The organism is Methylovorus sp. MP688, assembly GCF_000183115.1.
In the GTDB taxonomy this organism is placed as follows: Bacteria; Pseudomonadota; Gammaproteobacteria; order Burkholderiales; family Methylophilaceae; genus Methylovorus; species Methylovorus glucosotrophus.
Genome location: NC_014733.1, coordinates 969863 through 996435, shown reverse-complemented (window position 1 = coordinate 996435; position 26573 = coordinate 969863). Strand labels below are relative to the sequence as shown.

The following is a 26573-nucleotide window of genomic DNA, read 5'->3' as shown; positions in this document are numbered from 1 at the left end:
GCATCAAGCTGCCTGCATGCCGTGCCGGAGTCGGCAGACCCCGGCACTGACATTCCTGCGGCCATTGTTACATGACGATCACAAATAACTCTCTGAAACTATACGGCAGTGCCTGCTACCACATTGTCTGACGAAGCATCGCGGTGATGCTGGGTCACACTGTAGTACACATAGGCCAGCGCCATCAGCACAACAAAGATGAACGCCAGCAGCTGGTTATAGTAGATCATGGTCACCAGGCTGACGACGGCCAGACCCAGCGCAATTGCCGGGAATAATGGATAGGCAATCGCGGTGAACGGACGTTCCAGGTTAGGCTCTTTTTTACGCAGCGCAAACAGGCTGATCATGGACATGATGTACATGACGATCGCGCCAAACACCGCCATGGTGATCAGGTTGGCCGTCAGCGTCATGCCGCCGAACTGGATCAGGTCATCACTGAAAATCGCGGCCACGCCCACAACACCACCGGCAATGATGGCACGGTGCGGGGTCTTGAACCTGGGATGCACTTCACCGAAATACTTGGGCATGTAGCCAGCACGGGCCAGGGCAAAAATCTGGCGCGAGTAGCCCAGGATAATGCCGTGGAACGAAGCCACCAGGCCGAACAGGCCAATCCACACCAGCATATGCAGCCAGCCGCTGTTTTCACCGACGATCATCTTCATCGCCTGTGGCAATGGATCATTGATGTTGGACAGCGTACGCCAGTCACCAGCACCACCGGCAAATACCATCACGCCTATCGCCAGCGCTACCAGGGTCAGAATACCGGCAATGTAAGCCTTGGGAATGGTGCGTTTCGGGTCTTTGGCTTCTTCTGCCGCCATGGCAACGCCTTCAATCGCCAGGAAGAACCAGATCGCAAACGGAATCGCCGCCACAATGCCGGGGATAGCCGCCATGCTGAAGGTGTTCTCGCCAGACCAGCCGTTAGCCACAAAATTGCTGAAAGAGAAGCCAGGCGACACCACGCCCATGAACACCAGCAATTCAATAATGGCCAGAATGGTCACAAACAGCTCAAAAGTCGCGGCAATGCGCACGCCAATGATGTTGAGACCAATAAAGATCACATAGGCACCGGCCGCCATGATCTTGGGATCAACGCCCGGGAACTGCACATTCAGATAGGCGCCGATCGCCATGGCAATCGCCGGTGGCGCAAATACAAACTCCACCAGCGTGGCAAAGCCGGCAATAAAGGCCGCCTTGGAACCCAGGGCACGCCGCGCATAGGCAAAAGGCCCACCCGCGTGCGGAATGGAAGTTGTCAGCTCGGTAAAGCTGAAAATGAAAGTGGTATACATGATCGCGATGAGGATCGCGGTGACCAGAAAGCCCAGCGTACCGGCTTGCGCCCAGCCGTAGCTCCAGCCGAAATATTCACCTGAAATCACCAGGCCCACAGCCAGGCCCCACAGGTGCCAGCCGTTCAAAGAGGATTTTAAAGAGGTGCTCATGACAGAACTCCGTATCGAAAGTGGACGTGAGAAACCAATACGGCGGCCTCAGCCGCCGTATTGACCAGCATTAGAATGCTCTGGAGATCGAAACGAAGAACTTGTCTTTGGCGATATCCGACTTGGATACCGTGTTTTCCAGACTCAGGAAGTCCTTGTAGGCATCAGGTTCATTGGTACCGGAGTAGAAGGCACCGACAGACCAGCCCTTGTCAAACACTTTGGTAACACCTGCCTTGTAGTAGGTGATATCCAGACCGGTCGAGTTGTTGATCACTTGATGACCGACTTGACCTGTCAGGTTCCAGGTTGGCACCACTTCATAGGCAGCATCCAGCTCGTAGAAATACGAACCCTTGGTGCTACCAGTCACACCAGCGCTCAGATCACCCGCAAAACCACCACCGGTTGGCGAGTTATTGGTATTCCAGCCCCAGTATTCAGTGGCGGTGATACCAGTCTTGAATGTCAGCCACTGATAAGTCAGAGAGCCGTAGATTTCCAGTGTATTCAGGCGATTAGCCTTGGTGGTACCTGCTGGATATGGAACGCCAGTCGATGGATTGACGGTAGGTGGGTTGAAAGCAGAGTCTTCCCAGTCTGCACCTGGGTAGATGTAGTAAATCGCGCCCACATCGTAGCCCACGGCTGTGCTTGGAATGGTGTTACGGAAACCTGCGTACAGGTCAGTTTCCAGGTTGGCGCCTGGCAACCACTTGTCAGATACATTGGAAGCAAAGAAACCCGCATAAAAACCGGACTTGTGGTCTGCTTCAACGCTCAGTTGAGCCGCTGGCTTGCCCCAGGTCTGGGACTGGCCACGGAAGATGTAATCACTGACAAAGCCGATGCTGCTTGGAAAGGTCCAGTCCGACTCCGCTGCAGGAGCAGCAGCTTCGTCAGCAGCAAAAACTGGTGAAGCAAAGCCTGCAGCAAACATCAGGGCAACAAGACTCTTTACAGGTGTATTCAACATCACAATCCCCTTATTTAATGAATGAATAGAGATAAAAAAAACAAACGTCACAATCGCGTGTTGGGTTTGATAATCCTCCTTTGAAAAACATCGCACTATCCCATTTTGGCAAAATAGCCACACCAGTCTCAGACTGTCTCTTTTTTGCACAACCAGGCACGCCAGCCACCGCATGCCGAGATGTCCACGGCGTTTTCGGTGGCATAGGCTTCACACAAAAAGCCCTGCACCTGCGAGCCGTCTTCCAGCACCAGCGTGCCGAAGCCCAGGGGCGCAGGCACACTGGCGACAAAGGCGCCGTAATTGGTGAGCGGCAGTTGCCAGACTTCCAGGGCAATCGCCGAACCGCCCTCGGTCACCCGCAATAGCCCAGGCCGCTCCGGCGTGAAACCATTCAGCTTGAACAGCTTGTAATAAGGCGAGGTACGGGTTTTCTCGACGAATTCGCCGCCCAGCGCCATCAGTTGCGGGTTGAGCGGCAGGCCGCTCATGTGGGCGCCGCACACAGCGACTTTGATCATGGGGGTATCGCTCATGCGTGAATCTCCTTGCGGGTAAATGAGGTAGCGCCCAGTGTGCGCGCGGCGTCTTCCATGCGGGCGGCGAGCGCCAGCAGAGTAGCGTCATGAAACGCCGGGGCACACAGGGTGACGCCAAATGGCAGGCGGTTGGCCTGGAATCCGGTAGGCACGGCAATCGCCGACAGGTCCAGCAGATTCATGAAATTGGTGTAATAGCCCAGATTGGAATTGGTTTGCACCGGGTCGGCCTCGACTTCGGCAATCGTGTAAATGGTGCCCGCCGTCGGGGTGACGATAATGTCCAGGTCATCCCACACCGCGGTAGCCTTGCGTTGCAGGGCTTTCAGTTGATAGCCGAAGCTGTAGGCATCGGCGGCGCTGAAGCGTGTCGCACCGCTGATGATCTTGTGCGTGACCGGGTACAGCGCTTCGGGTTTGGCTTCGATGAATTCACGGATAGCTGCGTAGCGCTCGGCCACCCATGGCCCTTCGTAGAGCAAGCGGGCCGCTTGCAAAAACACGGTGAAATCAATCTCCACCGCCACCCCGCCCAGCGCCACCAGTTTGGCAACGGCAGCATCAAACAAGGCGGGCGTTTCCGCATTGCCAAAAAACTGCAGCTGATCGGCACGTGGCACACCAAAGCGGAAACCATGCTCGGGCAAGGGCTTGCCTGCCGTGAGCGCCTCACGCGAATACGGGTCTTCCTCATCAAAGCCCTGGGCGACCTCCAGCACGGTAGCGGCATCCTGTGCCGTCAGCGCAAAGATGGACACGCAATCCAGCGTGCGGCAGGCAGGCACCACGCCACGGGTGCTGAGCAACCCGCAGCTGGGCTTGTGCCCGACCAGATTATTGAATGAGGCCGGTACGCGGCCTGAGCCTGCGGTATCCGTACCCAGGCTGAAACTTGCCAGGCCCAACGCCACCGAAACGGCCGAACCAGAGCTTGAGCCACCGGAAATATAATCCGGGTCTATGCTGTTATGGCAGGCGCCATACGGCGAGCGTACGCCCACCAGGCCAGTGGCAAACTGGTCAAGATTGGTTTTACCCAAGGGAATGGCCCCGGCATCGATCAGCCGCTGCACCACGGTGGCGTGCTGCGCAGGGGTGTAGGCATATTCCGGGCAGGCGGCGGTAGTAGGCACGCCCGCGAGATCAATATTGTCCTTGATGGCAAACGGAAGGCCATACAGCGGCAGGCTGGCAGGGTCGCGCCCTTCCAGCGCCTCGGCGTAAGACAACAGTTGCGCCAGTGGCAGGCGATGAATCCAGATACGGTGCGGGTCTTCCGTACCCATAGCGGCATCCAGCTGCCGTACCAGTTGCGAGGGAGTGAGGCTGCCTGTGCGGTATTGCTCGCGCAGGCTGGTGATTTGCAGATCGAGTGTGGTCATGATTTATTCCGTTGCAATGGCAATGAGGGTCTGGCCGGCACTGACGGGCTTGCCCGGCTGGCACAACACATGGCTGATGGTCCCGGCTGCCGGGGCGACCACGGCGATTTCCATTTTCATGGATTCAATAATCACCAGCGTATCGCCCGCGGCGACCGTATCGCCCACATTCACTGCCACTTGCCACAGATTGCCGGCTACATGGGCGGCCACGGCACGGCAGTCATCGGGCAGCGCGTCTTCCGCCACCGTGCTCGCTGCCGACTCATCATTGCTGTAATTGGCCTGGCCGTTGGCAATCCAGCGCTCGCGCTCGGCATCAAATGCGGCTTGCTGGCGCTCCTTGAACGCGATCATGGTGGCGGCTTCAGCGGCGATCAGCGCGTTGTAATCCTTGAGGCGGAATACCTGCTCTTCCACCTTGAGCTTGAATTTGCCACGTGGGAAATCCTCGCGGATTTGCAGCAACTCTTCCGCGCTGACCGGGTAAAAGCGGATCTGGTCAAAAAAGCGCAGCAGCCAGGGCTTGCCCTGCGGGAAGTCGGCCGTGGCACGCCAGCGGTTCCACATCTGCAAGGTGCGGCCGACAAACTGGTAACCGCCGGGGCCTTCCATGCCATACACGCACATATAGGCGCCGCCAATGCCCACGGCGTTCTCCGGCGTCCAGGTGCGGGCCGGGTTGTATTTGGTGGTTACCAGACGGTGGCGCGGGTCTACCGGCGTGGCGACGGGTGCGCCCAGATACACATCGCCCAGGCCCAGGGTGAGGTAGCTCGCCTCGAACACGATGCGCTTGACGTCCTCAATGCTATCGAGGCCGTTGATGCGACGGATGAACTCGATATTGCTGCCATGGCCGGACTCCACATCGCACCACGGCGCATCCTTGCGCACCGATTGCATGTACTTTTCCACGGCGAGCTGGGTGGCCGCATCGTCCCAGGACAACGGCAGGTGCACGATGCGGGTCGGCACTTCCATTTCATCGATGGCGGGCAATTGCGATTCCAGGGTTTGCAAGGTAGTCAGCAACTGCTCCACCGGCAGGCGCAGGCTATCGTAATGCACCTGCAACGAACGTATGCCGGGCGTGAGATCAATGATGCCGGGCACCTTGGCCTGCTCCAGCGCCTGCATGAGGGCATGCACGCGGAAGCGCAGGTTGAGGTCCAGCACCAGCGGGCCATATTCCACCAGCAGGTATTTGTCACCGGCCTGGCGATACACCACGGCCACGCGCTCTGCCGTCTCAGGCAAGGTGGCCAGAATGGGGGTTTGGGTTTGGGCAATATCGGAGGCGGGTAAGGCCAGTGGCGCAGTGGCGGTCGCCAGATCCGCCAGCATGGCGTTTTGCGCGATTTCCAGCGCACGTGCCTGGGCCTGGGAGAGGCGCACAAAGCGCACCTTGTCGCCCGCTTTCAATTGGCCCATTTTCCATAGCTCGGCCTGCACAATGGTAGCCGGGCAGACAAAGCCGCCCAGGCTCGGGCCATCCGGCCCCAGAATCACCGGCATGTCACCGGTAAAGTCCACACTGCCAATCGCATAGGCATTGTCGTGGATATTGGAGGGATGCAAGCCCGCCTCACCGCCATCCTGCCGCGCCCACTGCGGCTTGGGGCCAATCAGGCGGATGCCGGTGGTGTTGGAGTTATAATGCACTTCCCAGTCGGTGGAGAAGAACATCGCAATATCGTCATCGGTAAAGAAATCCGGCGCGCCATGCGGGCCATACAGCACACCAATCTGCCATTCGTGCGTGTATTGCGGACGCAGGGCTGGCGGAATCACCGACACCGCGGTTTGCGCCGCAGCCAGCTTGCCCAGATGCAGCACATCGCCCACGCGCAGGGCGCGGCCGCCATGGCCGCCAAACTGGCCCAGAGTAAAGGTGGATTTGCTGCCCAGGTAATCCGGCACATCAAAGCCGCCCTGCACTGCCAGATACGCGCGGCAGCCCAGGTCGCCCAGCTTGCCGATGGCGAGGGTGCTGCCCGCCTTGACGGCATGCGCCTGCCACATGGCAAGCGGCTGGCCATCCAGCGTTAATGCCAGCTCAGGGCCGGTCACGGCAATCACGGTATCGGTATTGAATTTCAGCGTGGGGCCGATCAGGGTGACTTCCAGCCCCGCCATGCCTTCGGCGTTGCCCACCAGGCGATTGGCAAAGCGAAACGCCAGATGGTCCATGGGGCCGGAAGGCGGCACGCCAATGTTCCAGTAGCCGGTGCGGCCGGGGTAATCCTGTATGGTGCTCATGACGCCGCCATCCAGCACATCCAGCGTGTGTGGGCGGTAAACAAAGCTGTTGAGGTAACGCGTGGTCTGCTGCCCGGCCGGGAATATGCTGTCGGCCAGCACCTGGCGCAGGTACTCCAAGTTGGTTTCAATGCCGGCGAGGCGGGTCTGGTCTAGCGCGGTTTGCATGGATTGCACCGCAGCAGCGCGGTCACTGGCATGCACCAGCACCTTGGCCAGCAAGGGGTCGTAATACGGCGAAACCTCGCTGCCCTGCTCTACCCAGGCATCCACCCGCACATCGGAGGGGAACACCACTTCGGTCAGCACGCCCGAGCTGGGCTGAAACTGCTTGTTGGCATCTTCGGCATACACACGCACCTGAATGGCATGGCCCTTAGGCTGATGCTGATAGGCCGCAATAAAGTCGTGCTCGCCTGCGGCGAGACGGATCATCCAGCCCACCAGGTCCACGCCGCTTACCAGCTCGGTCACGCCGTGCTCCACTTGCAGCCGGGTGTTGACCTCCAGAAAGTAAAAGTCGCCGCTGGCATTGTCGTAAACAAATTCCACCGTGCCCGCCGAGCGATAGCCGATGGCACTGGCCAGACGCACCGCTGTCTCGGCCAGCTGCTGGCGTATCGCCTCGCTGATATTGGGCGCCGGGGTTTCTTCTATCACCTTCTGGTTGCGGCGCTGCACCGAGCAATCGCGCTCGCCCAGCGCCACCACATGACCTGCGCCATCGCCAAAAATCTGCACTTCAATGTGGCGCGCGGCTTCCACGTATTTTTCCAGATAAAGGCCGGATTCCTTGAAATTGGCGCGTGACAGGCGCTGCACCGAGGCAAAGGCTTCGGCCAGTTCCTCTTCGCCCCAGATCAGGCGCATGCCGATGCCGCCACCACCCGCCGTGCTCTTCAGCATCACCGGGTAGCCGATGCGTGCGGCATGCGTGCGGGCTTCGGCGACATCTGCCAGCAGGCCGGTGCCCGGCAGCAGTGGCACGCCATTGGCCTCGGCCAGCGCGCGGGCGGTGTGCTTGAGACCAAAGTCACGCATCTGTTGGGGAGTGGGGCCGATAAAGGCAATGCCTGCGGCTTCGCAGGCTTCGGCAAAGCCGGGGTTTTCAGACAGAAAGCCATAGCCCGGATGGATGGCTTGCGCACCAGTCTGGTGCGCCGCTTGCAGAATGGCGGGAATATTCAGGTAACTCTCGGCGGCGGGCGCCGGACCGACGCAGACAGCCTCATCCGCCTCCAGCACATGCCGTGCACCGGCATCGGCTTCGGAATAGACGGCTACTGAGCGGACACCAAGCTGCTTGAGGGTACGAATGATGCGGCAAGCGATCTCGCCGCGGTTCGCAATAAGCACTTTATGAAACATGACTAACCTTGTGCGGGCCGTCCCGCTGGGTATAGATCTCACCGGGCCGTCCCGGTGAGCGGTTGATTCAGTTGGCTGACACTAACTGACCGTTGTATCCGTCATTCTCTAGCAGGTTGCATGCCAGCTTCTGCGTGGTGGCCTAGACGGCATCCCATACCAGCAGGCGAACTGGCGTCGGGTTATAGGCATTGCAGGGGTTATTCAGTTGCGGGCAGTTGGAGATCAGCACCACCACATCCATTTCGGCGCGCATTTCCACGTATTTGCCCGCACCGGAGATGCCATCATCAAACTTGAGATGGCCATCGGCGGTGACCGGCACATTCATGAAGAAATTGATGTTGGCGGTAATGTCGCGCTTGCTCATGTGCCGGTGCGTGGCACAGCCGCAATGGTTGAGCGCATGCATGAAACTGTCGCGGCAGCTGTGCATGGGGCGCTTTTCCAGGGCATAGCGCACGGTGTTGCTCTCAGCGGCACAGGCCCCGCCCAGGGTATCGTGGCGGCCACAGGTATCCGCGGTGATGGTCAACATGGGCCGGCCTTCGCTCGAATACAGCACCGAGCCGGTAGTCAGGTAAAGCTGCCGCTGGCGGGCAATGGTATCCACCGCGCTGTAGCGCTCTTCCGGATCAGCGGCGCTGTAAAAAAGCGTATCCACCGCCTGATTGCCTTCCAGGTCCAGAATGCGGAATATCTGGCCTTTCTTCACTTCGGCCATCCAGGGGTCGCCGGCATCGCATACCTGGTCCAGCACGGCGTTGCGCGGATCCAATGGGCTTTCGGTCAGCATCTGGCTCATAGGTAATACCTTTCCGTGTTGATAAAGCCGCGGGCGTTTTGCTCACACTGCGTGCGGCATACATCATCGGGCGCGGCGGCCCCGGCATACCAGGCCGTGAGTTTTACTGCAGCCGGTTTGTATTCGGTGGCAGGATCTAGCGGATGCGGCGCGGCAGATAACACCAGCAACACGTTCATGTCGAAGCGCACATCCACATAATCGCCCGCCTTGCTATGGCCGGTGACAAAGCTCAGCGCACCGTTGTCATCCGGCACCGCCTTGCTGAAAAAATTGACGTTGGCAACCAGATCGCGCTTGCCCAGACCGTATTTCGCCAGTTCCACCAGCAGGCCATCCTTGCCGCTGCGGTGCATGGCATTGCGGTGGGTCTGAAACGTGGCCTTGCCATACTGGGCTTCGATCATGGCGGCATCGGTCACGCCGCAGAAGGTATCGTGCCAGCCCACGCTATCGCCAATGATGGAACACATGACGCGGCCCATGTCGGAATAGCAGACATTGCCGGTGGTGAGGTACGCCGTATGCTGCGCCTTCAGCGAATCCGGCATGTTGTAGCGTTCCAGCTTGTCTTCCGGGTTGTAAAACAGCGCGGCCAGGTTGGCCCCGCCCTCCAGGTCGGTGATACGCAGCGCAGTGCCTCGGCGTATCAGGCCTGACCAGTGATTGCCGCCGGGGATGGTTTCTTCCCACAGCACGGCAGCAGGTTCAAATACAGCACTCATGCTTTTGTCCTTGTCTCTTTTTCCCGTTATTGCCCCGCCTTGCGGGCCTTGGGCGTCATCGGGTGTAACGGCGGGATAACCGCCCCCATCAGTTGCAACTTGCCGGTAATCACACCACGCAACGCGATGATCTCATTCGCCACGGCCTGCACGGTGAGTGCCGGGCCTTGGACCAGTATCACTTCCATGGTCTGGTTATCGGCCAGATGCACGTGCAGCGAGCTGATCACTTCATCCAGATGCTGGTACTGCAAATCTGCAATGGTTTTTTGCAGGCCGCGCGTGCCATTGTTGTAAAGAATGGTGATGGTACCCACCATGACCTCATTGCCTTTTTCACGCTTATGCTCGGCCAGATGCTGGCGCAGCATGTCGTTGATGGCTTGCGAGCGGCTTTCGAATCCCCGCTCAATCACCATGGAATCGAGCTCGGCATGCAGTTCATCCGGCAAGGAGATACTGATGCGATTTACCGGTGCCTTTTTGTTTTTCTCGTTCATGTTTCCTCCTGTGTGACTTGCCGGTTTGGCGCGACCAAAGGCGCCATCATGGCAGACCGAAGCAGGCCTTGCAGCCTGCCCCGTCAACACCTCGGCTTAGAACATGTAGCTGTAACGATCAATTTCCCACTGGCTCACGGTCAGGTGGTAGGTTTCCCATTCCTGGCTCTTGTAGGTGACAAACTCGTCACGCAACTCCTTGCCCAGGGTTTTTTCCACCAGCGGATCGGCAGCGAATGCCTCAACCGCTTCCTGCAGGGTTTGCGGCAGGAATTGAATGCCACGGCCCATGCGCTCTTCTTCGCTGATGGCGTAGAGGTTGTCTTCGTTCGGTGCACCTGGGTCCAGCTGCTCGCGTATGCCTTCCAGACCGGCGGCCAATGCCAGCGTGGCAGCCAGATAAGGGTTCACGGCGCCATCCGCATTCCGGGATTCACAACGGCCACCGCCCATGGGCACGCGTACCGAGTTGGTACGGTTGTTGGAGCCGTAGGAGTTGAATACCGGCGCCCAGCTGAAGTAGCTCATGGCACCGCGGCGCACCAGGCGCTTGTAGCTGTTGACCGTAGGCGCAAAGGCCGCGCACAGGGCCGGGCCGTGCTTGAGGATACCGGCGATGAACTGGTAGCCCAATGTGGTCAGGCCCAGGCCGCGTGGATCATCCTTGGGGTCGCAGGCAAACAGGTTCTTGCCAGTCTTGAGGTCGTACAGCGACATGTTGAAGTGCGCGCCGGTGCCGGTCTTGTCGGCAAACGGCTTGGGCATCATGGTTGCCAGCAGGCCCTCTTCCTTGGCGTAGTGCTTGGCCATGTAACGGAAGAAGGTGAAGCGGTCGCACATGGTCAGCGCATCGCTGTAGTTGAAGTCAAACTCGAACTGGCTGTTGCCGTCCTCGTGGTCAAACGAATACAGATCCCAGCCCAGGTCGTTGATGGCGGTCGCCATCTTGTCCAGCCAGCCGAAGTTATCCATAAAGCCACGCACGTCGTAGCAAGGCTTCACCAGCTTGTCATCGGGGTTAGGGATAGACAGATTGCCATCGGCTTCCTGCTTCAGCAGGTAAATCTCGCACTCAATGCCGAGGTTCATGCCAAAGCCCATTTCAGCGGCCTGTGCCAGCACGTTTTTCAGTGCGACGCGGGTGTTCAGCGCATAGGGCTCGCCCTGAAAGCCATTGTCTGCGGGCATCCAGGCCACTTTTGGTTCCCATGGCAAGGGAATGATATGGTCCAGATCAGGAACCGAGGTCAGTTCATCATCGCTTGGTGCCTGGCCCAGGCCATCCAGCGCGTAGCCGGTGTAGCGCTCGGAGCCAGCAGCCATTTGCGGCAGGTGATCAATCGGCACCACCTTGGCCTTGGGCACGCCGTGGATATCCACGTAAGCGCCTATGCAATACTTTACGCCCTTGGCTTTGAGCTCGTTCTGGATCGTGGCAATTTCTGCAGTCGACTTCGACATATACATACCTTTCAATTAAATCGGATTAGGGTGCTGCGGTTTTGCTGTGCCGGGCCTGACGTCTCAGGCAGCGGCATGGCTGAAATAGGAATGGGGGAGCGGTGGCTGTTCGGCCTGACCGCGGCGTATCAATTCGGATAAATCCTCGACCATCCAGGCAAACCATTCCGCGCCTTTTTCGGCACTGGAAATGCTGGGTTGGCCGGTCACGCCATTCAGGCTGGTGCGATTCACCGGGTGGGCAAACACCAGGTCATCGGTGCGGTCCGGGTCATCGGCCAGCGTGAGCTTGTCGGTGCGCACGATGTGCGGGGCTTTTTCCAGCATGAGCGAGGTTTCGGCATCGTTGGCATGCCAGTCATCGCCATCAGCATGGTGGAACTGCTTGACGCGCGGACTCATGGTGGCGGTATTGATCACGGCCACCATCATGTCGTCGTGCTCGCTGCGCAGCATTTCCAGCGCGCAGCGCAAGGGCGCGGCGTTGGTGACATGGCTGTTGATGATAAAGAGGCGACGCACACCGCTGTGGTAGGCCCAGTCGCCAATCTCCTTCACCAGATTGATCAGGGTGATGGGGGTGAGCGCGATGGTGCCTGGCCAGCGGCGGCTATGCCCTACCGAGCAGCCGTATGGCATGGTCGGCAGCATGGGCACGCCCGTGGTTTCCGCCACTTCGCGGCAAAGAATATCGGCCAGGATGTAATCCATGCCACAGCCCATGTGCGGGCCGTGCTGTTCGGTTGCGCCTATCGGCAGCATGGCGGTGCCGCTGGCCGCAGCCAGCTTGGCAGGGAGTTCATCCCAGGTTGTTTCAGACCATTGCATCGTCATTTCTTTACTCCACGTTATCGGCAACATTGACGAAGCGAATCATGCGACTGGGCACGGAGACGGCGTCTTCATCCACGGGCTCAGTGGGTGGATGGATCAGCTCTTCCAGCCGCGCCTTGGTGGCAATGAATTCGGGGGTGAACAATTGATCAGGGCTGCGCGGACGTGGCACCGATACCTCAATCAGCTCCTGCACTTCACCCGGATGCGCTTTCAGCACCAGAATGCGGTCTGCCAGCAGGATGGCTTCATCCAGATCGTGCGTGATGAACAGGATGGTGATGTCGATGTTGCGCCAGATCTCCAGCAGGTGCGTTTGCATCTTGCAGCGGGTCTGCGCATCCAGCGCGCCAAACGGTTCATCCATCAGCAGAATGCGCGGCTGGTTGACCAGGGCACGGGCAATCGCCACGCGTTGCTTCATGCCGCCGGAAAGCTCATGCGGATAGGCATTGGCAAATTTCTCCAGGCCCACCAGCTCCAGCCACAGCGCGACTTCTCGCGAGGCTTCTTCAGAGGGCATGCCATTCATTTCCAGGCCGAACATCACGTTCTTTTTTACGCTGAGCCATGGGAACAGGGTGTAGCCCTGAAACACCATGCCGCGATCGCGGCCGGGGCCGGTGACGGGCTTGCCATCCAGCAGCACTTCGCCGCTGGTGTAGCTTTCCAGGCCGGCCAGCGTGCGGATCAGCGTGGACTTGCCACAACCGGAGGGCCCGATGACGCAGACAAACTCACGGCGGTGCGTCTTGAAGCTGACATCCTTCAGCGCCGTGGTTTCGCCCTTGGCACCGCGATAGACCTTGGTGAGGTTTTTCACTTCCAGGATCACTTCGCGCTGTTTCAGCTTGTCGAAGCGCGCCTTGACGGCTTCGGACTGGGTCAGGTAACTGATTTGATCTGTATTTGCTTGCATGACGGCCTACTCCTTGTTCGCCGGTTTATCCCAGGGGAAGAGACGCTTGCCCAGGCGGGCCAGCACCATATCCGTGCCGAGACCGATAATGCCGATAATCAAAATGGCGGCGTACACGTTTTCAAAGTGCTCATAGCGTGCCTGCTGCGTGATGAACCAGGTGATGCCGGACGAGGTGCCGATCAGTTCGGCCACGATCAGATAAGTCCAGGCCCAGCCCAGCAGAATGCGCTGATCGCGATACAACTCGGGCAGCACACCCGGGATCACGACATGGCGCAGCAGTTTCCAGCGGCTGGTGCCCAGGGTCATGGCGGCCTCCAGCAGCGAATAATCCAGTTTGCGTGTGGTGTTGCTGATGATCAGCACCTGTTGAAAGAAGGTACCAATCACGATGATGGCGATCTTGGGGCCATCGTAAATACCGAGCACTGCCACGGCCAGGGCGCCAAACGCCGGGGCGGGCAGGTAACGGAAAAACTCGATAAACGGTTCAAACAAACGCGATACCGCACTATAGGTGCCCGCCAGGATGCCGAGCGGCACCCCGACCAGCGATGAGATGACAAAGCCCCAGAAAATCACCTGTATGCTTTGCCACAGGCTTTGGTGCAACCACAGGCCGTCGCGCTGCACCGGTGGCGTGGTGAAAGCGGTATACAAGGCTTCCACCACTTTGTGCGGAGGCGGCAGGTAAATGGGGTTGGAGGGGATGCCCAGTGGCAGCTGCTTGCCCTCTTCCTGCATGGTGGCCGTTTCTTCCTCGAAGGTCGCTTTGTTGACCAGCATGTCGACCTGGAAATAATCCACGTCGCCCGGTGAAGTCACCTTCACCATGGGGTGCCAGATAAACGGCACATAGCTGACCAACGCCCACACCAGCAGAGGCAGTAGAAACGATGCAATTACCAGGAATTTGCGACGCTCTGGCGTCAACTCCTGCCGCACTGCAAACCAATTGGAACCCATAACCTTCTCCCTGCGCCTGATAACGGATGACTTACTTGCTGACCAGCGTAGGATCAATCGCCTTGTTCAGGTCTTGCGGCTTCTTGTAGATGGCGTTTTTGACGTTGAAGTCATCCACGATCTTGGAAGAACCGTACAGCGACTTGAAGCCATCGGCCTTCACCATGATGGCCTTGCCTTCGTCCAGGGTGAGCAGACGGGTGCCCTTCAGCAATGGCAGGTAGGCTTCTGGCTTGATACCCACGCGAGCGGCCATGATCTTCACTGCATCAGGCTGGGTTTTGGGGTCATTAATGTAATCCACTACCTTGGCCCAGACCTTCACGACTTTTTCCCAATCCGCACGGCGGCTGGAGAGGCTGGCTGGGCTGACGGTCAACACGTCGTAGATCAGGCCGGGTTCATCGGCAGAGGTGTAGATAGGCTTGGCACCGGGAACGCGCTTCATGGCTTCGCCAGAGTTGGGCTGCCATGCACCAATCGCCGCCAGGTCGCCGGAAGCCAGTGCTTGTGGGGTTTCGTTGGTAGGCGTATTCACCAGCGTGACATCGCTTTCCTTGAGACCCGCTTTTTGCAGGCCATTCAGCAGCAGCAGGTGCTCTACCAGACCCAGCTCAAGACCGATTTTCTTGCCTTTCAGGTCTTTCAGGCTTTTGATGCCAGGCTTGCCGACAATCATGTCGTTGCCATTGGAATAATCAGTGACGATGATCATGACGTTTTTGGCACCACCGGCGGCGGTAACCAGTGCATCGCCATTGGTCACGGTGACGGCGTCGATCTTGCCAGCGCTGAAGGCATTCATGGAAGCGGAGTAATCAAACCAGTCAAACTTCACATCCACGCCAGCTTCCTTGAACCAGCCTTTTTCGATGGCCACTTGCCATGCCACCCAGCCCGGCCAGTCGCTATAGCCGATCTTGAGCGGTGCGGCGGCTTCGGCCGCCATAGTGAAAGATAAAGTAAAACAGAAACCGGCGGCTAATACCGCCATGCGTGCAATGTTTTTAATGCCTGAAGATGGTAAAAGTGATATCACAATGGCTCTCCTGGTTAGTATTACGAAAATGAATTTCAGTAATACCAAAGCAACCGTTATGCCACCCATCACACAAACGTGAAAAATATTTACATGCTGATGTTTTTATTTGATTTTTACCAGAATATTGCTTGATGCAATACCAAATTCAGCATCAGGCGCATGGCACCATGGACGTGCAAAAATAGCGCACATGCACCATGTTTGATGCACACGAAAAAGAAAAAGCCCCGGAGTGATCCGGGGCTTTTTGCGATGACACGTCTCTTTAAAAAAACTTACATGCGGCTCAAGTCGTCTATGGCATCCACCACCATGCCGGTGCCAACCGCAATCAGCAGGATATCGGCAGCAACACGCACATATTTATATCCGGCCGGCGGCGCGCCGAGGTCAACAATAATGCGCGGTGGCAAGTCGTAATACACAACATCCCGTGGCAATGGATAGCCTTTGCGCCATTTGCGCGCCTGGCCGGGTGGCATGCAACCGTTGTGTTTCTTCGCCAGTCCCGGTGGGCAATGGCCGCCGCGGAATTGTTCGCCATAGTAATCATGCACGATGGTGCGTTGCTGATCGCCAAAATACATGCCCACACGTACGTCGCCGCCATGGTGATCAAGGTCGCCACCGCGGTCACCGCCCTTGTGCGCACCACGATCACCACCACGGTCGCCGCCGTCGGGACGCCCGCCTGGTCCGTCATTATCACGTCCGCCACGGTCCGGCCCGCCATGTTTCTGACCTTGTCCATTGCCATTGCCGTGGCCTGCTCCATCCGGCTTGCCAGCAAAGGCGGGGGCAGAGAGTGCCAGCCCGCCCATCAGACAGAGGCATGCCGCCAGATTCGCTAATTTATTGTTTTGCATTGTGCTCTCCATGGATATCAAACCCCGATTTTTTATATTAAGCTTTTGATCCGCTTGTTATATTCACCACGCCTTTGCGGTCAGGCGTTGCTTCCTGCATTCCTACATGAGAATCAGCTTATGTCGGATATGGACCAGACACCAGCCATTTTAATCTTCCATCAACACTTTTTTACTTTTTTTAACTTGTTGAACCGGGAGAATTCATCATGGAAAAGTTTGTTCATTTACTACTGGCTTTTTTACTTTTCGGCCCAGTGTTGAGCGGAATCGCCTCGGGAGAAATGAATATTCAGAATCTGGAAGTGCCCCGCTACACTGCGAGCCAGCAATAAGCGCCGCTATTTAAGCCCGGTCTGCGGGACAGCCTGCTATCGCAAATTTGCGTGGCTGCACTAAATAACGGGGCAGCCAGACTCGCCCGCAGACAAGGTTTATTCCCCCGCCCACGCCGCCAGAAATTCTTTCCAGTGCGGCCCTTCACTGGCAGCCAGTGTTTGACGCACCAGCGCGATTTCGCTGGCATAAGACTCAGGGTTAAGATGCCCGCGCATCAGCTGAAAGCGCAGGTAGACCAGGTAGGTATTTGCCACATCGGTCTCGCAGTAATTGCGTATGGCTTCAATCTCACCGCAGCAATAGGCATCCCACACCTTGGAGCCATCCATGCCGAGCTTGCCAGGGAAACCGCATAGCTGTGCGATCTGATCCAGCGGTGCATTGGCGCGAGCCTGATACAGCGCCATCAAATCCATCAAGTCCAGATGCCGCGTATGGTAGCGGCTGATGTAGTTGTTCCACTTGAAGTCTCTATCATCTTCGCCCATATCCCAGTAGCAGCTCGCCTGCACGCCATGAATCAAGCCGCGATAATGCAACACAGGCAGGTCAAAGCCGCCACCATTCCATGACACCACATTCGGTTTGTACTTCTCAATGCCATCAAAAAATCGCTGAATGATCTCGCGCTCGGGGGCATCCGCAGCGCCCAGCGTCCACACCCGAAAGCTATCCCCTTCGCGCATGGCGCATGAAATCGCCACCACCTTATGCTGTTGCAGCGGCAAAAACTCGCTGCCGTTTTGCTGGCGGCGCTGATGAAAGGCAATGCGGGCGACATCTTCGGCGGAAGTGTCAGGCGGCAGATCGTACAGGCGGCGCAGGCCGTCAACATCGGGGATGGTTTCAATATCGAACACAAGGGTCGGGGTCATGGTGTCACTCGGTGAATATCTGGTGAAAAGGCACGGTGAGGCGCTGGGTTATAAAGCTGGGTTATAAAAAGGCTAGCCAGATGGGTGTTGAAGCCAGCTGTCCGCGAGCTTACTTTTTGACCCAGCCACTGCCATCCTGCACCCACCAGCCGCCCTGTGCCTTATCAGCCCAGCGTTTGGCAAAGGTGGCGCGGATTTCCGGCTCCCATTCGGGATGCTGGTTGCCATTGGCAATCTCGGCGTAGAGCGCGTTGCGATCCTTGTTTTCGGCCGCTACCAGGCTATTCAGGGCCTGCCGCTGCGCTAGCGGAACTGACGCGGCATCACGCACGGCCACCAGGCCATCGCGCGAAAATCCCACCGCGCCGCTGCTGTAAAACGGCGCCAGCTGAGCATGGCGCGCCTGCATGCTGTTTTTGATGGCGCTGATGGCGGGCGTATTGATCTCAAGATCTGCCGCCGCATATGCCGGGCTCAATGACAGCCACATGCTCATCATAAGACTGAAGACGATAATGATATTTTTCATGGGGAATCCTTTATGGTGCGGGTTGAACGGCAGGTATTTCGCTAGCCGGGGCAGTCGGGGCCACTTTTTTGTCCTGCAGTTGCCAGACATCATCGATGATGCGATCGGCGGCTTTCTCAGCGGCAGCCGCAGGGAAGTAAATATTGATGGTGACGCAGGCAGGTAGCAGCAATGCGGCGGGCAGCGCCCAGTACAAATGTTTCATGTGTTGATTTCTCCTATTGAATCACCGGTTTGACATTGCTCTCGGTGACGCGCCGGATGCGGCTCACGAGCTCGCTCCAGCCGACCTGGCGATTGTACCCCATGACCGTAATGGCCGGGATGCCACTGCCTTTGACGATGACATAGCCTTGCGGCCCCTGCGCCACGCCGTCCATGGTGCATACATCGGCATGCAGGCGGCAACTCAAGCCCAGTTTTTCATAATTGAATTGATCAAAAAACCGCAGCACGCTGCGCTGTATGGCAGCCGCCGCCCCCGCACCGCCCAGGGCCGAGATATTTTCCACAGCACGCTGCGAAATCTTGCGCGGATACTTCCCGGGGCTGCTCTTGAGTACGGCATCGAATGCCACGGGTTGCCAGTTCTGCAGCTCCAGATGCTGGATATCGCCATCCAGCTTGCCTTCAATGGCACCAAAGGAAAAAGTGCGGGTGAGATGCCCCAGGTCCAGATTGCGCATTTCGATATCGGCATGCAGGCGCGGACTGCTGCCCAACGGCGTTTGCATGCCCAGATTATTCACGCTGATGCTGCCATCAAACAGATTGAAGCCCAGCACCCCATCCGTGGTCAGCGTGCCGGCGTTGTAAGTCACCATGGGAATAGAGGCCGCCACCTTGCCCGCCATGCGCGGCCAGCCCAGGGCGGTGCTTAGCTCGGGCATATCCAGAGGCGTGAGGTTGGCGCGCAGATGCCAATACCACTGTCCGCCCAGCGTGGCCGCAGAGACATCCGATAACACCAGCGCGCCATCCAGTATATTCAGCCGCAGCTCAGGGGCGGTCAGCGCATAGCGGTTGACCTCAGCCTGCAACTGACTCGCGGCCAAGGGCACTTTGAGCAGATGCCCACCGGCAAAGTCCATCGTTGCAGACTGTGGTTGGTCGTAATCCCAGGGGATATCCGCATTCAGCTTGTAAAAGGCGAAGCGATGCTGCTCGTCTTCCATATCCACATCGCGCAGGCGCAGCTGGAATGCTTGGAGTTGCCCTGCCAGCCAGCCTGCCTTTAGCGCAATATTGCCGGCCATCTCCACATGCCCAAGGGCACTCTGCTCCATCATGGGTTTCAGCAGCGCAGGATAAGCCTTGGCCAGATCCATATCCGGAACATCCACATGCAGGGTTTGCCATTGCCGCTCAGGCGCTGACCACTTGCCGCTCGCCTGCACGGTCGCCACGCCGGGCAACTGCAATGCAGCCCTGTCCAACTGCAAGGCCTGCGCATCCCATGTGCCAGCGGCATTCAGCGTTTGCCCCTGGCCTTGCATATAGAGCGGCTGCCAGAACAATTCGCCGCCTGACCAGGTGATGGCCGCATCCCATAGCCAACGCCCGGCTTGTTGTCGCGCCTGCACTTGCGCACGGGCATGTAGTTTTTCAGCGGCATGCAAACCGGCAGCATCGCTGAACTGGGCATCCTGCACCTGCGCATCCAGCCGCAAGGCGGGCCGACCGGCGACGGGGGCTGTATCAAGAGTGAGGTTAAACGGAAGTCGAATACGATCGGCGGTGACCAGACCTTGCTGGCATGACCATGCACCACGCCCGGCAGGCAATTTGATCTGCCCGCACTCGGCATGCAGGCTGCTCCATGCCTGAGCCTTGGCAAGCTTGATCTGGCTGCCAAGAGCAAGCGCCGGACGCTGGGCTGGTGCCAGCACCAGCTTCACGGCTTTGGCCTGCCAGCCCTCCGCCTCTACCTTGTCGGCTTCAATGGTCAGGCTGCTGGCGGCCATGGCGAGACACGGCGACCAGGCAATGCCCGTGAAAACAATGAGCGGAATCAGGCTTAATGAGGCTCGCCAGCAGCCAACCGTGATACGCAAACCAGGCAGATCGCGTCGCGTGATCACGGCTGGCCTGGCTTAACCGGGGAATACCCCGGTGGAGAGATAGCGGTCACCACGATCGCACACGATGGACACGATCACGGCGTTTTCGACCTTTTTTGACAATTGCAGGGCGGCGTGGAGGGCGCCACCCGATGAGATACCAGCGAATATGCCCTCAACGCTGGCAAGCTTGCGCGTGGTTTTTTCCGCATCAGCCTGGCTCACATACACCAGTTCATCGACGCGGCCTGCCTCGTAAATGCTGGGCAGGTAAGCTTCCGGCCATTTGCGGATGCCAGGAATCTGCGCGCCTTCTTCCGGCTGCACGCCGATAATCTGCACGGCCGGGTTTTGCTCCTTGAGGTAGCGCGAAGTGCCCATAATGGTGCCGGTAGTGCCCATGCTGGAGACAAAGTGTGTGACCTTGCCGCCAGTATCACGCCAGATTTCAGGGCCGGTGCCCTCGTAATGCGCAAGCGGATTATCCATATTGGCAAACTGGTCCAGCACGATGCCCTCGCCTTCCGCTTGCAGCTTCATCGCCACATCGCGCGCCAGCTCCATGCTGCCATCGCGTGGGGTCAATACCAGCTCGGCACCAAAGGCCTTCATGGTCTGGCGCCGTTCCAGGCTCTGGTTTTCCGGCATGACCAGCACCATTTTGTAACCGCGCATCGCCGCCGCCATGGCCAATGCAATACCGGTGTTGCCAGAAGTCGCCTCGATCAGGGTATCGCCCGGCTTGATATCGCCACGGGCTTCGGCCCGCTTGATCATGGACAGCGCTGGCCGGTCTTTTACCGACCCGGCGGGGTTATTGCCTTCCAGCTTCACCAATATGGTATTGCTGGTATTGCCAGGCAAACGCTTGAGTTGAACCAGCGGCGTATTGCCGACAAAATCTTCCAGGGTTTTATACATAAAAATTGAATTCAGTTCTTTTTCAGGAATGCGAGATAGACCGCATAGAGGCCCAGCGCCGAGAACGCAATCAGCGACAGCTGCGGAATGGTCAGGCCAAACAACGTCCAGTCTATCGCCGAGCATTCGCCGGTGCCCTTGAACACCAGTTCCATGGCTTTTTTCATGGGGAAGCTCTCAAACAGATAGTCAAAGCCCGCGCCACACTCGGCCATCACCTTGTCCGGATTAGCCTGTATCCACATGTGCCGCGCAGCGATCACCACGCCGGTCACAGCCGCTGCAAAATGCAGCAATCCATATACTTTGCGACCTGCCGCCTTGGGATTATGCAAGGCCGCCAGCAAAAACAGCACGCCCAGCACCATGTAGACAATGCGCTGCGAGATGCAGAGCGGACAAGGCTCAAGATTGTGTTTTTGCTGGATATACAAGGCAAAGGCCACCAGACCAAAGCTGGCAATAAAGCCCAGCACATACCCGGTTCTGCCTTGCAGGAATTTTATTGTCATGGAGATTTCCTCAACACTTTATAATCGAGCCATTGTAACGGATTACAGGTAAGCACCGAAATGGCTGAATCAGCGCCCCGCATATTGACCGTGACCGAGCTGAATCGTTTGGCTCGCGACACACTGGAACGTGCATTTCCCTTGTTCTGGGTCTCGGGCGAGATATCCAACCTCACGCGTGCCGCTTCCGGTCATTGGTATTTTTCACTCAAGGATGCAGGCGCCCAGGTGCGCTGCGTCATGTTTCGCGGCCGCAACAGCTATCTAGACTGGCAACCACGCGAAGGCGACAAGGTAGAAGCACGCGCACTGGTCACCCTGTATGAAGCCCGCGGCGATTTTCAGCTCACCATCGAGTTTTTGCAACGCGCAGGCCTCGGCACACTGTTCGAGGCTTTCGAAAAACTCAAGGCCAAGCTGCAAGCCGAAGGGCTGTTTGATGCTGCGCTGAAACGCCCTATCCCTGCACATCCGCAACGCATCGGCATCGTCACCTCGCCCGATGCCGCGGCCCTGCGCGATGTGCTTAGTACCTTGCGACGGCGCATGCCCTCGCTGGAAGTCATTATTTACCCCACCCCGGTGCAAGGCAAAGGCGCCGCCGCGCAGATTGCTGCCGCCATTGAAACCGCCAGCGCCCGCGCCGAAGTCGATGTGCTGATCGTCTGCCGTGGCGGTGGCAGCATGGAAGACCTGTGGCAATTCAATGAAGAAATCGTCGCCCGCGCCATCCACGGCTGCAGCATGCCGGTGATCAGCGGCGTCGGCCATGAAACCGACTTCACCATCGCTGACTTTGCTGCCGATGTTCGCGCCGCGACCCCCACCGCTGCAGCCGAACTGGTCAGTGCCGACCGCCAGGCCCTGCTGCAAGCACAAGCGCAACTCAGCCGTCGCCTGAGCCGTGCCATGCAACAGCTGCTCAACCAGCGTATGCAACATATGGACTACCTCACCCGCCGCCTGCTCTCCCCCAGCCAACAGATCGCCCACCGCGGCCATCAACTGCAGCAATGGCAATGGCGCCTGCAACAAGCCATGCGCCAGAAGCTGGATCGCCAAACCCGCCAATTGCAAACCCTGCAGCAAAACCTGGTGCACCTTAATCCTCAAGCCATTCTCAGCAGAGGCTATACGCTGGCCTATGCGGAAGATGGCAGCCTGCTGAAATCCGTCCAGACCTTGCAAAAGGGCAAGGGGATAACACTGCAACTCTCCGATGGCCTGGTCAAGACAACGGTAGATCAGGTCCATCCTCAGTAATGCACGGAAACCATTTGAATTAGCTCAATAGACATAAAAAAAGCCCGGTTTGCACCGGGCTTTTTCAGATCAACGCAAGCAGATTAAGCTTGGGTTTTCTTGGCCTTGCGACGAGCACTGAAGCCAACAGCTGCAATACCTGCCATCATCATGGCGTAGGTTGAAGGCTCTGGTACGGCCGAAATGCAGTGCAGAACGTAGTCAGACTGGTTGTTGCATGCACCACTTCCACATGTACCCAATACAGCAGTAAAGGACAGTGCGCTCACCTGCTTGTCACCAAACGGATTGGCAATTGCCCACAGTGCGCCTTCGCCGTAGCTGGCTTCACTGATGTTGCTCACGGTACCAGGACCTGTCCAGGTTGCCGTCTTCAGACCCGTCGCTGTCAGGAAGAAGTCAGACTTGGTACCGTCCAGGAAAGTCGCCGTGATCTTGGCCTTTTCATTCACATCGCCGTACTCAGGACCATCAAACAGCAGACCCAGCGTGATGTTGGTGATGATGATGTTCTTGGTGAACGATACATCGATGCGCTCGCCAATATCGATTTCACCAGCGGTCTTGCCAGAAATGCCTACACCGGTGTAGCCGTCCTGGGTTTTCTTCTCGAACTTGCCACCAACAGCGGTGAACGTGGCATCGGTGTCAGGGATAAAGTTCTCCAGACCGATCAGCAAACCGATTTTGATTTTATTCATGATTGAATTTCCCCGTGTTTTTTATGTAAGCCATTAAAATAATTACAAAAAACCTAAAGCCCCCGAGCTCTGGAATGGCATCAGAGCAAGCTTGTGGAACGAATAGTAGAAAACCGGACTATGTCCAGCAATAGTCCGTTTGATTAAAAAAATTCAAGCACCTGTTTATAAATGAAAATATGGCTATTTTTGTGTCGTTTTTTCGCGTGAAACATTGCAGAGGACTGGCTTGCATAACAAAAATAATCATAAAAAGCTGGACAGGCATTTTTTGAACCCTGTTAAAATTTGCAAACTATTATCAGAAGCCTGTCTGAATGGAATCCGCAAAAACCGGCAAGACCCCGCTCCCTGCCCTGGCATTGGCTGCACTTGGCGTTGTATATGGAGACATCGGTACCAGCCCGCTTTACACGATGAAAGAAGTGTTTGCTGTCAGCCCGCACCCGGTGCCGCTGACGCATGACAATATTTTCGGCATCCTGTCATTGATCCTGTGGTCTTTGATCATGATCGTGTCGGTGAAATACGTGGCCTTCATCATGAAGGCAGACAACCGCGGCGAAGGCGGCATCATGGCGCTGCTGGCATTGGCAAGTCGCAACGTGGCAGGCAATGTGCGCAAAGAGCGCATGATCATGCTGATTGGTATTCTCGGGGCCTGCATGTTTTACGCGGATGGCATGATCACCCCCGCCATTTCGGTACTTTCCGCGGTGGAAGGTCTGGAAGTAGCCGCGCCGCACATGCATGGCGCCATCATCCCGATCACCATGGTCGTCATCTTCATTCTCTTCTGGGTACAAAGCAAAGGCACCGCGCTCGTGGGTGCTTTTTTTGGGCCTATCATGGTGCTGTGGTTCGGTACGCTGGCGGTGTTGGGTGCGGTCAACATCATGCACGAACCGCTTGTGCTGCAGGCATTGAGTCCGATTTATGCAGTGCGCTTTTTTGCTGCGGCCCCCTGGGTGGCTTTTGTGGCGCTGGGCTCGGTCGTACTGGCCGTTACTGGCACTGAAGCGCTGTATGCCGACATGGGGCATTTTGGCAAAAAACCCATCCGCCTTGCCTGGTTCGGCTTTGTGCTGCCAGCGCTGGTGCTCAACTACTTTGGCCAGGGCGCGCTGATCCTGCATGACAATGCCGCCGTTAAAAATCCGTTTTACCTGATGGCGCCTGAGTGGTTGCTGTTTCCTTTGATCATTCTGGCTACGGTAGCGACCGTGATTGCCGCCCAGGCCGTCATTTCCGGCGCATTCTCGGTTTCGCGCCAGGCATTGCAACTTGGCTATCTGCCCCGCATGCCGGTCATGCACACGTCAGATAAGGAACAAGGGCAGATTTACATCCCCCGCGTCAACTGGGGATTGATGCTGGCCGTCATGGCGCTGGTACTGGGCTTTGGTTCATCAGGTGATCTTGCCGCCGCGTATGGCATTGCCGTTACTGGCGATATGGTGATCACGACCCTACTGGCGGGCGTTGTGTTCCATGGCATCTGGGGCTGGAGCTGGCTGCGTACTGGCTCGCTGATTGCCGTCTTTCTGACCGTCGACCTAGCCTTCTTCGGTGCCAATGTACTCAAAATCCCCGATGGCGGCTGGTTCCCACTGCTGATCGGTATTGTCATTTTTACCTTGATGACCACCTGGAAAACCGGGCGTGACCTTCTGTTCCGCCGCCTGAAGAGTGAAGCCATGGAGCTGGCGCCTTTTGTCGATGCGATTGGCAGCTTCCCGCCTACCCGCGTGCAGGGCAATGCCATTTACATGACGCCAAATCCCTACGGTGTGCCCCATTCCTTGCTGCATAACCTCAAGCACAACAAGGTGCTGCATGAAAAGGTCGTGTTGCTGACCGTGAAGATTGAGGATGAACCGTTTATCTCGCGCCGCGAACGCATCATCGTCGAAGCCCTGCCACATGATTTTTACCGCGTCAGCGTGCGTTATGGCTTCAAGGACGAATCCGATCTGCCGCGCGATCTGGAGCTATGCGCCGAACAGGGTCTGGAATTGGAGACCATGGACACCTCCTTCTTTATCGGCAAGGAAACCTTGTTCCCCGCGCGTCACTCTGAGATGGCATTCTGGCGTGAGAAACTGTTCATCACCATGTTCCGTAACGCCGATAGCGTTACCAACCATTTCAAGTTGCCGCCTAACCGTGTCGTTGAGCTGGGAGCGCAGGTGACCTTGTAATGAAGAAATAACCACAATAAACAGTAAAACGATGCCATCCCAATGGCACACATTCACTTAGTACCCATGAAATTCAGCAGGAGATCAACATGAGGAAGACCCTGATTCTGGCGTTTCTCGTTGCCACGACGCTGAGTGGTTGCGCCACCACCAGCACAACCAAGTCTGGCGCCGTCGGTGTGGACCGCAAACAATATGTCGGCCTGGTATCGGAACAGGAAGCCGAGCAGCAATCAGCACTCGCCTACCAGCAGACGCTCAAAGAAGCAGAATCGAAAAAACTGCTGAATACGGACAGCAAGGAAACCCAGCGTGTGCGCGCCATCGCGCAACGTCTGATCGCCCAGGTAGGCGTATTCCGGCCGGATGCCCTGAACTGGAAATGGGAAATCAATGTGCAGGAAAGCAAGGAGATCAACGCCTACTGCATGGCAGGCGGCAAGATTATGGTGTACACCGGCCTGCTTGACCAGATCAAACCGACCGATGACGAACTGGCTGCGGTGATGGGGCATGAAATCTCGCACGCGCTGCGTGAGCATGTGCGGGAGCAGATGTCGCGTGCCAAGGTGCAGCAATATGGCCTGCTCGGCGCTGCTGCGCTGATTGGCCTTTCCACCAAGAGTGCGGACAATGCCACCAAAACCCTGGCGCTGGGTGGTGCTGTGGCGGCGGTAGCGCTGACGCTGCCCAATAGCCGCACGGCCGAACACGAAGCCGATGAAATGGGCCTGGAGCTGGCCGCTCGTGCGGGCTACAACCCCAATGCCGCCGTTACGCTGTGGGAAAAGATGGGGCAGCAAGGCGGCTCCAAGCCACCGGAAATCCTCAGCACCCACCCTTCTGACGAGAGTCGGATTGCGGATATCAAATCGCTGATCCCCACCGTGATGCCGCTTTACCAGCAAGCCATCAGCGGTAAAAAGTAAGCCTGACCAGGAGGCTGCCATGTCCGGCAGCCTCACTTCACATTCCGCCTCGCATAACTGCAATTAGGCAGATCAAGCGGGCTCTTTGAGTTAAAATAGCGGTTTTTACGCATTTATCCGGGAACA

At 57.5% G+C, this 26573-nt stretch carries 25 protein-coding genes; 4 read left to right on the top strand and 21 right to left on the bottom strand.

What is annotated here, in order from left to right:
• Positions 1–98: 98 nt before the first annotated feature.
• The 14 genes from eat to MPQ_RS04835 form a co-directional block, all read right to left on the bottom strand.
• Positions 99–1469, bottom strand: coding sequence for an ethanolamine permease (gene eat, locus MPQ_RS04900; RefSeq protein ID WP_013441787.1), 1371 nt, complete (start codon positions 1467–1469; stop codon positions 99–101).
• 70 nt (positions 1470–1539) lie between these two features.
• Positions 1540–2445, bottom strand: a complete 906-nt coding sequence (locus MPQ_RS04895; RefSeq protein WP_013441786.1) for a TorF family putative porin — start codon at positions 2443–2445, stop codon at positions 1540–1542.
• Between the two features lie 128 nt (positions 2446–2573).
• Positions 2574–2981 (bottom strand): hypothetical protein, encoded by a 408-nt coding sequence (locus MPQ_RS14055; protein WP_013441785.1) that lies wholly within the window; start codon positions 2979–2981, stop codon positions 2574–2576.
• A complete protein-coding gene (gene atzF / locus MPQ_RS04885) occupies positions 2978–4366 on the bottom strand; it encodes an allophanate hydrolase (protein ID WP_013441784.1) in 1389 nt (462 codons plus the stop codon). Before atzF ends, MPQ_RS14055 begins: the two co-directional genes overlap by 4 nt.
• A gap of 3 nt (positions 4367–4369) precedes the next feature.
• Positions 4370–7996 (bottom strand): urea carboxylase, encoded by a 3627-nt coding sequence (gene uca, locus MPQ_RS04880; protein ID WP_013441783.1) that lies wholly within the window; start codon positions 7994–7996, stop codon positions 4370–4372.
• Between the two features lie 142 nt (positions 7997–8138).
• On the bottom strand, positions 8139–8801 hold the full coding sequence (locus MPQ_RS04875; protein WP_013441782.1) for an urea amidolyase associated protein UAAP2: 663 nt from the start codon (positions 8799–8801) through the stop codon (positions 8139–8141).
• Entirely contained in the window at positions 8798–9526 is a 729-nt protein-coding gene (locus MPQ_RS04870) for an urea amidolyase associated protein UAAP1 (RefSeq protein ID WP_013441781.1), read from the bottom strand. Before MPQ_RS04870 ends, MPQ_RS04875 begins: the two co-directional genes overlap by 4 nt.
• 26 nt (positions 9527–9552) lie before the next feature.
• Entirely contained in the window at positions 9553–10026 is a 474-nt protein-coding gene (nikR, locus tag MPQ_RS04865) for a nickel-responsive transcriptional regulator NikR (protein ID WP_013441780.1), read from the bottom strand.
• A 96-nt stretch (positions 10027–10122) separates the two neighbouring features.
• Positions 10123–11487: a type III glutamate--ammonia ligase gene (gene glnT / locus MPQ_RS04860; protein WP_041362601.1), complete on the bottom strand. Its 1365-nt coding sequence runs from the start codon at positions 11485–11487 to the stop codon at positions 10123–10125.
• A gap of 63 nt (positions 11488–11550) precedes the next feature.
• On the bottom strand, positions 11551–12321 hold the full coding sequence (locus MPQ_RS04855; protein WP_013441778.1) for a creatininase family protein: 771 nt from the start codon (positions 12319–12321) through the stop codon (positions 11551–11553).
• 4 nt (positions 12322–12325) lie between these two features.
• Positions 12326–13240 (bottom strand): ABC transporter ATP-binding protein, encoded by a 915-nt coding sequence (locus MPQ_RS04850; protein WP_013441777.1) that lies wholly within the window; start codon positions 13238–13240, stop codon positions 12326–12328.
• Between the two features lie 6 nt (positions 13241–13246).
• On the bottom strand, positions 13247–14209 hold the full coding sequence (locus MPQ_RS04845; RefSeq protein WP_013441776.1) for an ABC transporter permease: 963 nt from the start codon (positions 14207–14209) through the stop codon (positions 13247–13249).
• A 31-nt stretch (positions 14210–14240) separates the two neighbouring features.
• Positions 14241–15203 carry an ABC transporter substrate-binding protein gene (locus MPQ_RS04840; protein ID WP_049821872.1) on the bottom strand — a complete coding sequence of 321 codons (963 nt, stop codon included), beginning with the start codon at positions 15201–15203 and terminating at the stop codon, positions 14241–14243.
• Between the two features lie 323 nt (positions 15204–15526).
• Positions 15527–16117, bottom strand: coding sequence for an RcnB family protein (locus tag MPQ_RS04835; protein WP_013441774.1), 591 nt, complete (start codon positions 16115–16117; stop codon positions 15527–15529).
• A gap of 209 nt (positions 16118–16326) precedes the next feature.
• Here MPQ_RS04835 and MPQ_RS14150 point away from each other — a divergent pair, with 209 nt between their 5' ends.
• Positions 16327–16452, top strand: a complete 126-nt coding sequence (locus MPQ_RS14150; RefSeq protein WP_013441773.1) for a hypothetical protein — start codon at positions 16327–16329, stop codon at positions 16450–16452.
• A gap of 99 nt (positions 16453–16551) precedes the next feature.
• Here MPQ_RS14150 and MPQ_RS04830 read toward each other — a convergent pair whose 3' ends face one another.
• From MPQ_RS04830 to MPQ_RS04805, 6 genes are all read right to left on the bottom strand, one after another.
• Positions 16552–17331, bottom strand: coding sequence for a 3'-5' exonuclease (locus MPQ_RS04830; protein WP_041362059.1), 780 nt, complete (start codon positions 17329–17331; stop codon positions 16552–16554).
• Positions 17332–17440: 109 nt separating this feature from the next.
• Positions 17441–17860 carry a YdbL family protein gene (locus MPQ_RS04825; protein WP_013441771.1) on the bottom strand — a complete coding sequence of 140 codons (420 nt, stop codon included), beginning with the start codon at positions 17858–17860 and terminating at the stop codon, positions 17441–17443.
• A 10-nt stretch (positions 17861–17870) separates the two neighbouring features.
• Positions 17871–18065 (bottom strand): hypothetical protein, encoded by a 195-nt coding sequence (locus tag MPQ_RS13840; protein WP_013441770.1) that lies wholly within the window; start codon positions 18063–18065, stop codon positions 17871–17873.
• 13 nt (positions 18066–18078) lie between these two features.
• Positions 18079–19941 (bottom strand): hypothetical protein, encoded by a 1863-nt coding sequence (locus MPQ_RS04815; RefSeq protein ID WP_013441769.1) that lies wholly within the window; start codon positions 19939–19941, stop codon positions 18079–18081.
• A 12-nt stretch (positions 19942–19953) separates the two neighbouring features.
• A complete protein-coding gene (gene cysM / locus MPQ_RS04810; RefSeq protein ID WP_013441768.1) occupies positions 19954–20841 on the bottom strand; it encodes a cysteine synthase CysM in 888 nt (295 codons plus the stop codon).
• Positions 20842–20852: 11 nt separating this feature from the next.
• Positions 20853–21353: a disulfide bond formation protein B gene (locus MPQ_RS04805; protein WP_013441767.1), complete on the bottom strand. Its 501-nt coding sequence runs from the start codon at positions 21351–21353 to the stop codon at positions 20853–20855.
• 60 nt (positions 21354–21413) lie between these two features.
• On the opposite strand from MPQ_RS04805, the gene xseA reads away from it, so the two are divergent.
• Positions 21414–22616, top strand: a complete 1203-nt coding sequence (gene xseA / locus MPQ_RS04800) for an exodeoxyribonuclease VII large subunit (RefSeq protein WP_013441766.1) — start codon at positions 21414–21416, stop codon at positions 22614–22616.
• 83 nt (positions 22617–22699) lie between these two features.
• Here the strand turns inward: xseA and MPQ_RS04795 are convergent, their stop codons facing one another.
• Positions 22700–23317, bottom strand: coding sequence for a PEP-CTERM sorting domain-containing protein (locus tag MPQ_RS04795; RefSeq protein WP_013441765.1), 618 nt, complete (start codon positions 23315–23317; stop codon positions 22700–22702).
• 317 nt (positions 23318–23634) lie between these two features.
• On the opposite strand from MPQ_RS04795, the gene MPQ_RS04790 reads away from it, so the two are divergent.
• Together MPQ_RS04790 and MPQ_RS04785 are read left to right on the top strand one after the other, a co-directional pair.
• On the top strand, positions 23635–25518 hold the full coding sequence (locus MPQ_RS04790; RefSeq protein ID WP_013441764.1) for a potassium transporter Kup: 1884 nt from the start codon (positions 23635–23637) through the stop codon (positions 25516–25518).
• An 89-nt stretch (positions 25519–25607) separates the two neighbouring features.
• Positions 25608–26447 carry a M48 family metallopeptidase gene (locus MPQ_RS04785; protein ID WP_013441763.1) on the top strand — a complete coding sequence of 280 codons (840 nt, stop codon included), beginning with the start codon at positions 25608–25610 and terminating at the stop codon, positions 26445–26447.
• Positions 26448–26573: the final 126 nt, after the last annotated feature.

Excerpts from the sequence above, each read along its gene's own strand:
- eat (WP_013441787.1), bottom strand. The coding sequence starts at position 1,469 with ATGAGCACCTCTTTAAAATCCTCTTTGAACGGCTGGCACCTGTGGGGC.
- MPQ_RS04895 (WP_013441786.1), bottom strand. The coding sequence starts at position 2,445 with ATGTTGAATACACCTGTAAAGAGTCTTGTTGCCCTGATGTTTGCTGCA.
- MPQ_RS14055 (WP_013441785.1), bottom strand. The coding sequence starts at position 2,981 with ATGAGCGATACCCCCATGATCAAAGTCGCTGTGTGCGGCGCCCACATG.
- atzF (WP_013441784.1), bottom strand. The coding sequence starts at position 4,366 with ATGACCACACTCGATCTGCAAATCACCAGCCTGCGCGAGCAATACCGC.
- uca (WP_013441783.1), bottom strand. The coding sequence starts at position 7,996 with ATGTTTCATAAAGTGCTTATTGCGAACCGCGGCGAGATCGCTTGCCGC.
- MPQ_RS04875 (WP_013441782.1), bottom strand. The coding sequence starts at position 8,801 with ATGAGCCAGATGCTGACCGAAAGCCCATTGGATCCGCGCAACGCCGTG.
- MPQ_RS04870 (WP_013441781.1), bottom strand. The coding sequence starts at position 9,526 with ATGAGTGCTGTATTTGAACCTGCTGCCGTGCTGTGGGAAGAAACCATC.
- nikR (WP_013441780.1), bottom strand. The coding sequence starts at position 10,026 with ATGAACGAGAAAAACAAAAAGGCACCGGTAAATCGCATCAGTATCTCC.
- glnT (WP_041362601.1), bottom strand. The coding sequence starts at position 11,487 with ATGTCGAAGTCGACTGCAGAAATTGCCACGATCCAGAACGAGCTCAAA.
- MPQ_RS04855 (WP_013441778.1), bottom strand. The coding sequence starts at position 12,321 with ATGACGATGCAATGGTCTGAAACAACCTGGGATGAACTCCCTGCCAAG.
- MPQ_RS04850 (WP_013441777.1), bottom strand. The coding sequence starts at position 13,240 with ATGCAAGCAAATACAGATCAAATCAGTTACCTGACCCAGTCCGAAGCC.
- MPQ_RS04845 (WP_013441776.1), bottom strand. The coding sequence starts at position 14,209 with ATGGGTTCCAATTGGTTTGCAGTGCGGCAGGAGTTGACGCCAGAGCGT.
- MPQ_RS04840 (WP_049821872.1), bottom strand. The coding sequence starts at position 15,203 with ATGGCGGTATTAGCCGCCGGTTTCTGTTTTACTTTATCTTTCACTATG.
- MPQ_RS04835 (WP_013441774.1), bottom strand. The coding sequence starts at position 16,117 with ATGCAAAACAATAAATTAGCGAATCTGGCGGCATGCCTCTGTCTGATG.
- MPQ_RS14150 (WP_013441773.1), top strand. The coding sequence starts at position 16,327 with ATGGAAAAGTTTGTTCATTTACTACTGGCTTTTTTACTTTTCGGCCCA.
- MPQ_RS04830 (WP_041362059.1), bottom strand. The coding sequence starts at position 17,331 with ATGACCCCGACCCTTGTGTTCGATATTGAAACCATCCCCGATGTTGAC.
- MPQ_RS04825 (WP_013441771.1), bottom strand. The coding sequence starts at position 17,860 with ATGAAAAATATCATTATCGTCTTCAGTCTTATGATGAGCATGTGGCTG.
- MPQ_RS13840 (WP_013441770.1), bottom strand. The coding sequence starts at position 18,065 with ATGAAACATTTGTACTGGGCGCTGCCCGCCGCATTGCTGCTACCTGCC.
- cysM (WP_013441768.1), bottom strand. The coding sequence starts at position 20,841 with ATGTATAAAACCCTGGAAGATTTTGTCGGCAATACGCCGCTGGTTCAA.
- MPQ_RS04805 (WP_013441767.1), bottom strand. The coding sequence starts at position 21,353 with ATGACAATAAAATTCCTGCAAGGCAGAACCGGGTATGTGCTGGGCTTT.
- xseA (WP_013441766.1), top strand. The coding sequence starts at position 21,414 with ATGGCTGAATCAGCGCCCCGCATATTGACCGTGACCGAGCTGAATCGT.
- MPQ_RS04795 (WP_013441765.1), bottom strand. The coding sequence starts at position 23,317 with ATGAATAAAATCAAAATCGGTTTGCTGATCGGTCTGGAGAACTTTATC.
- MPQ_RS04790 (WP_013441764.1), top strand. The coding sequence starts at position 23,635 with ATGGAATCCGCAAAAACCGGCAAGACCCCGCTCCCTGCCCTGGCATTG.
- MPQ_RS04785 (WP_013441763.1), top strand. The coding sequence starts at position 25,608 with ATGAGGAAGACCCTGATTCTGGCGTTTCTCGTTGCCACGACGCTGAGT.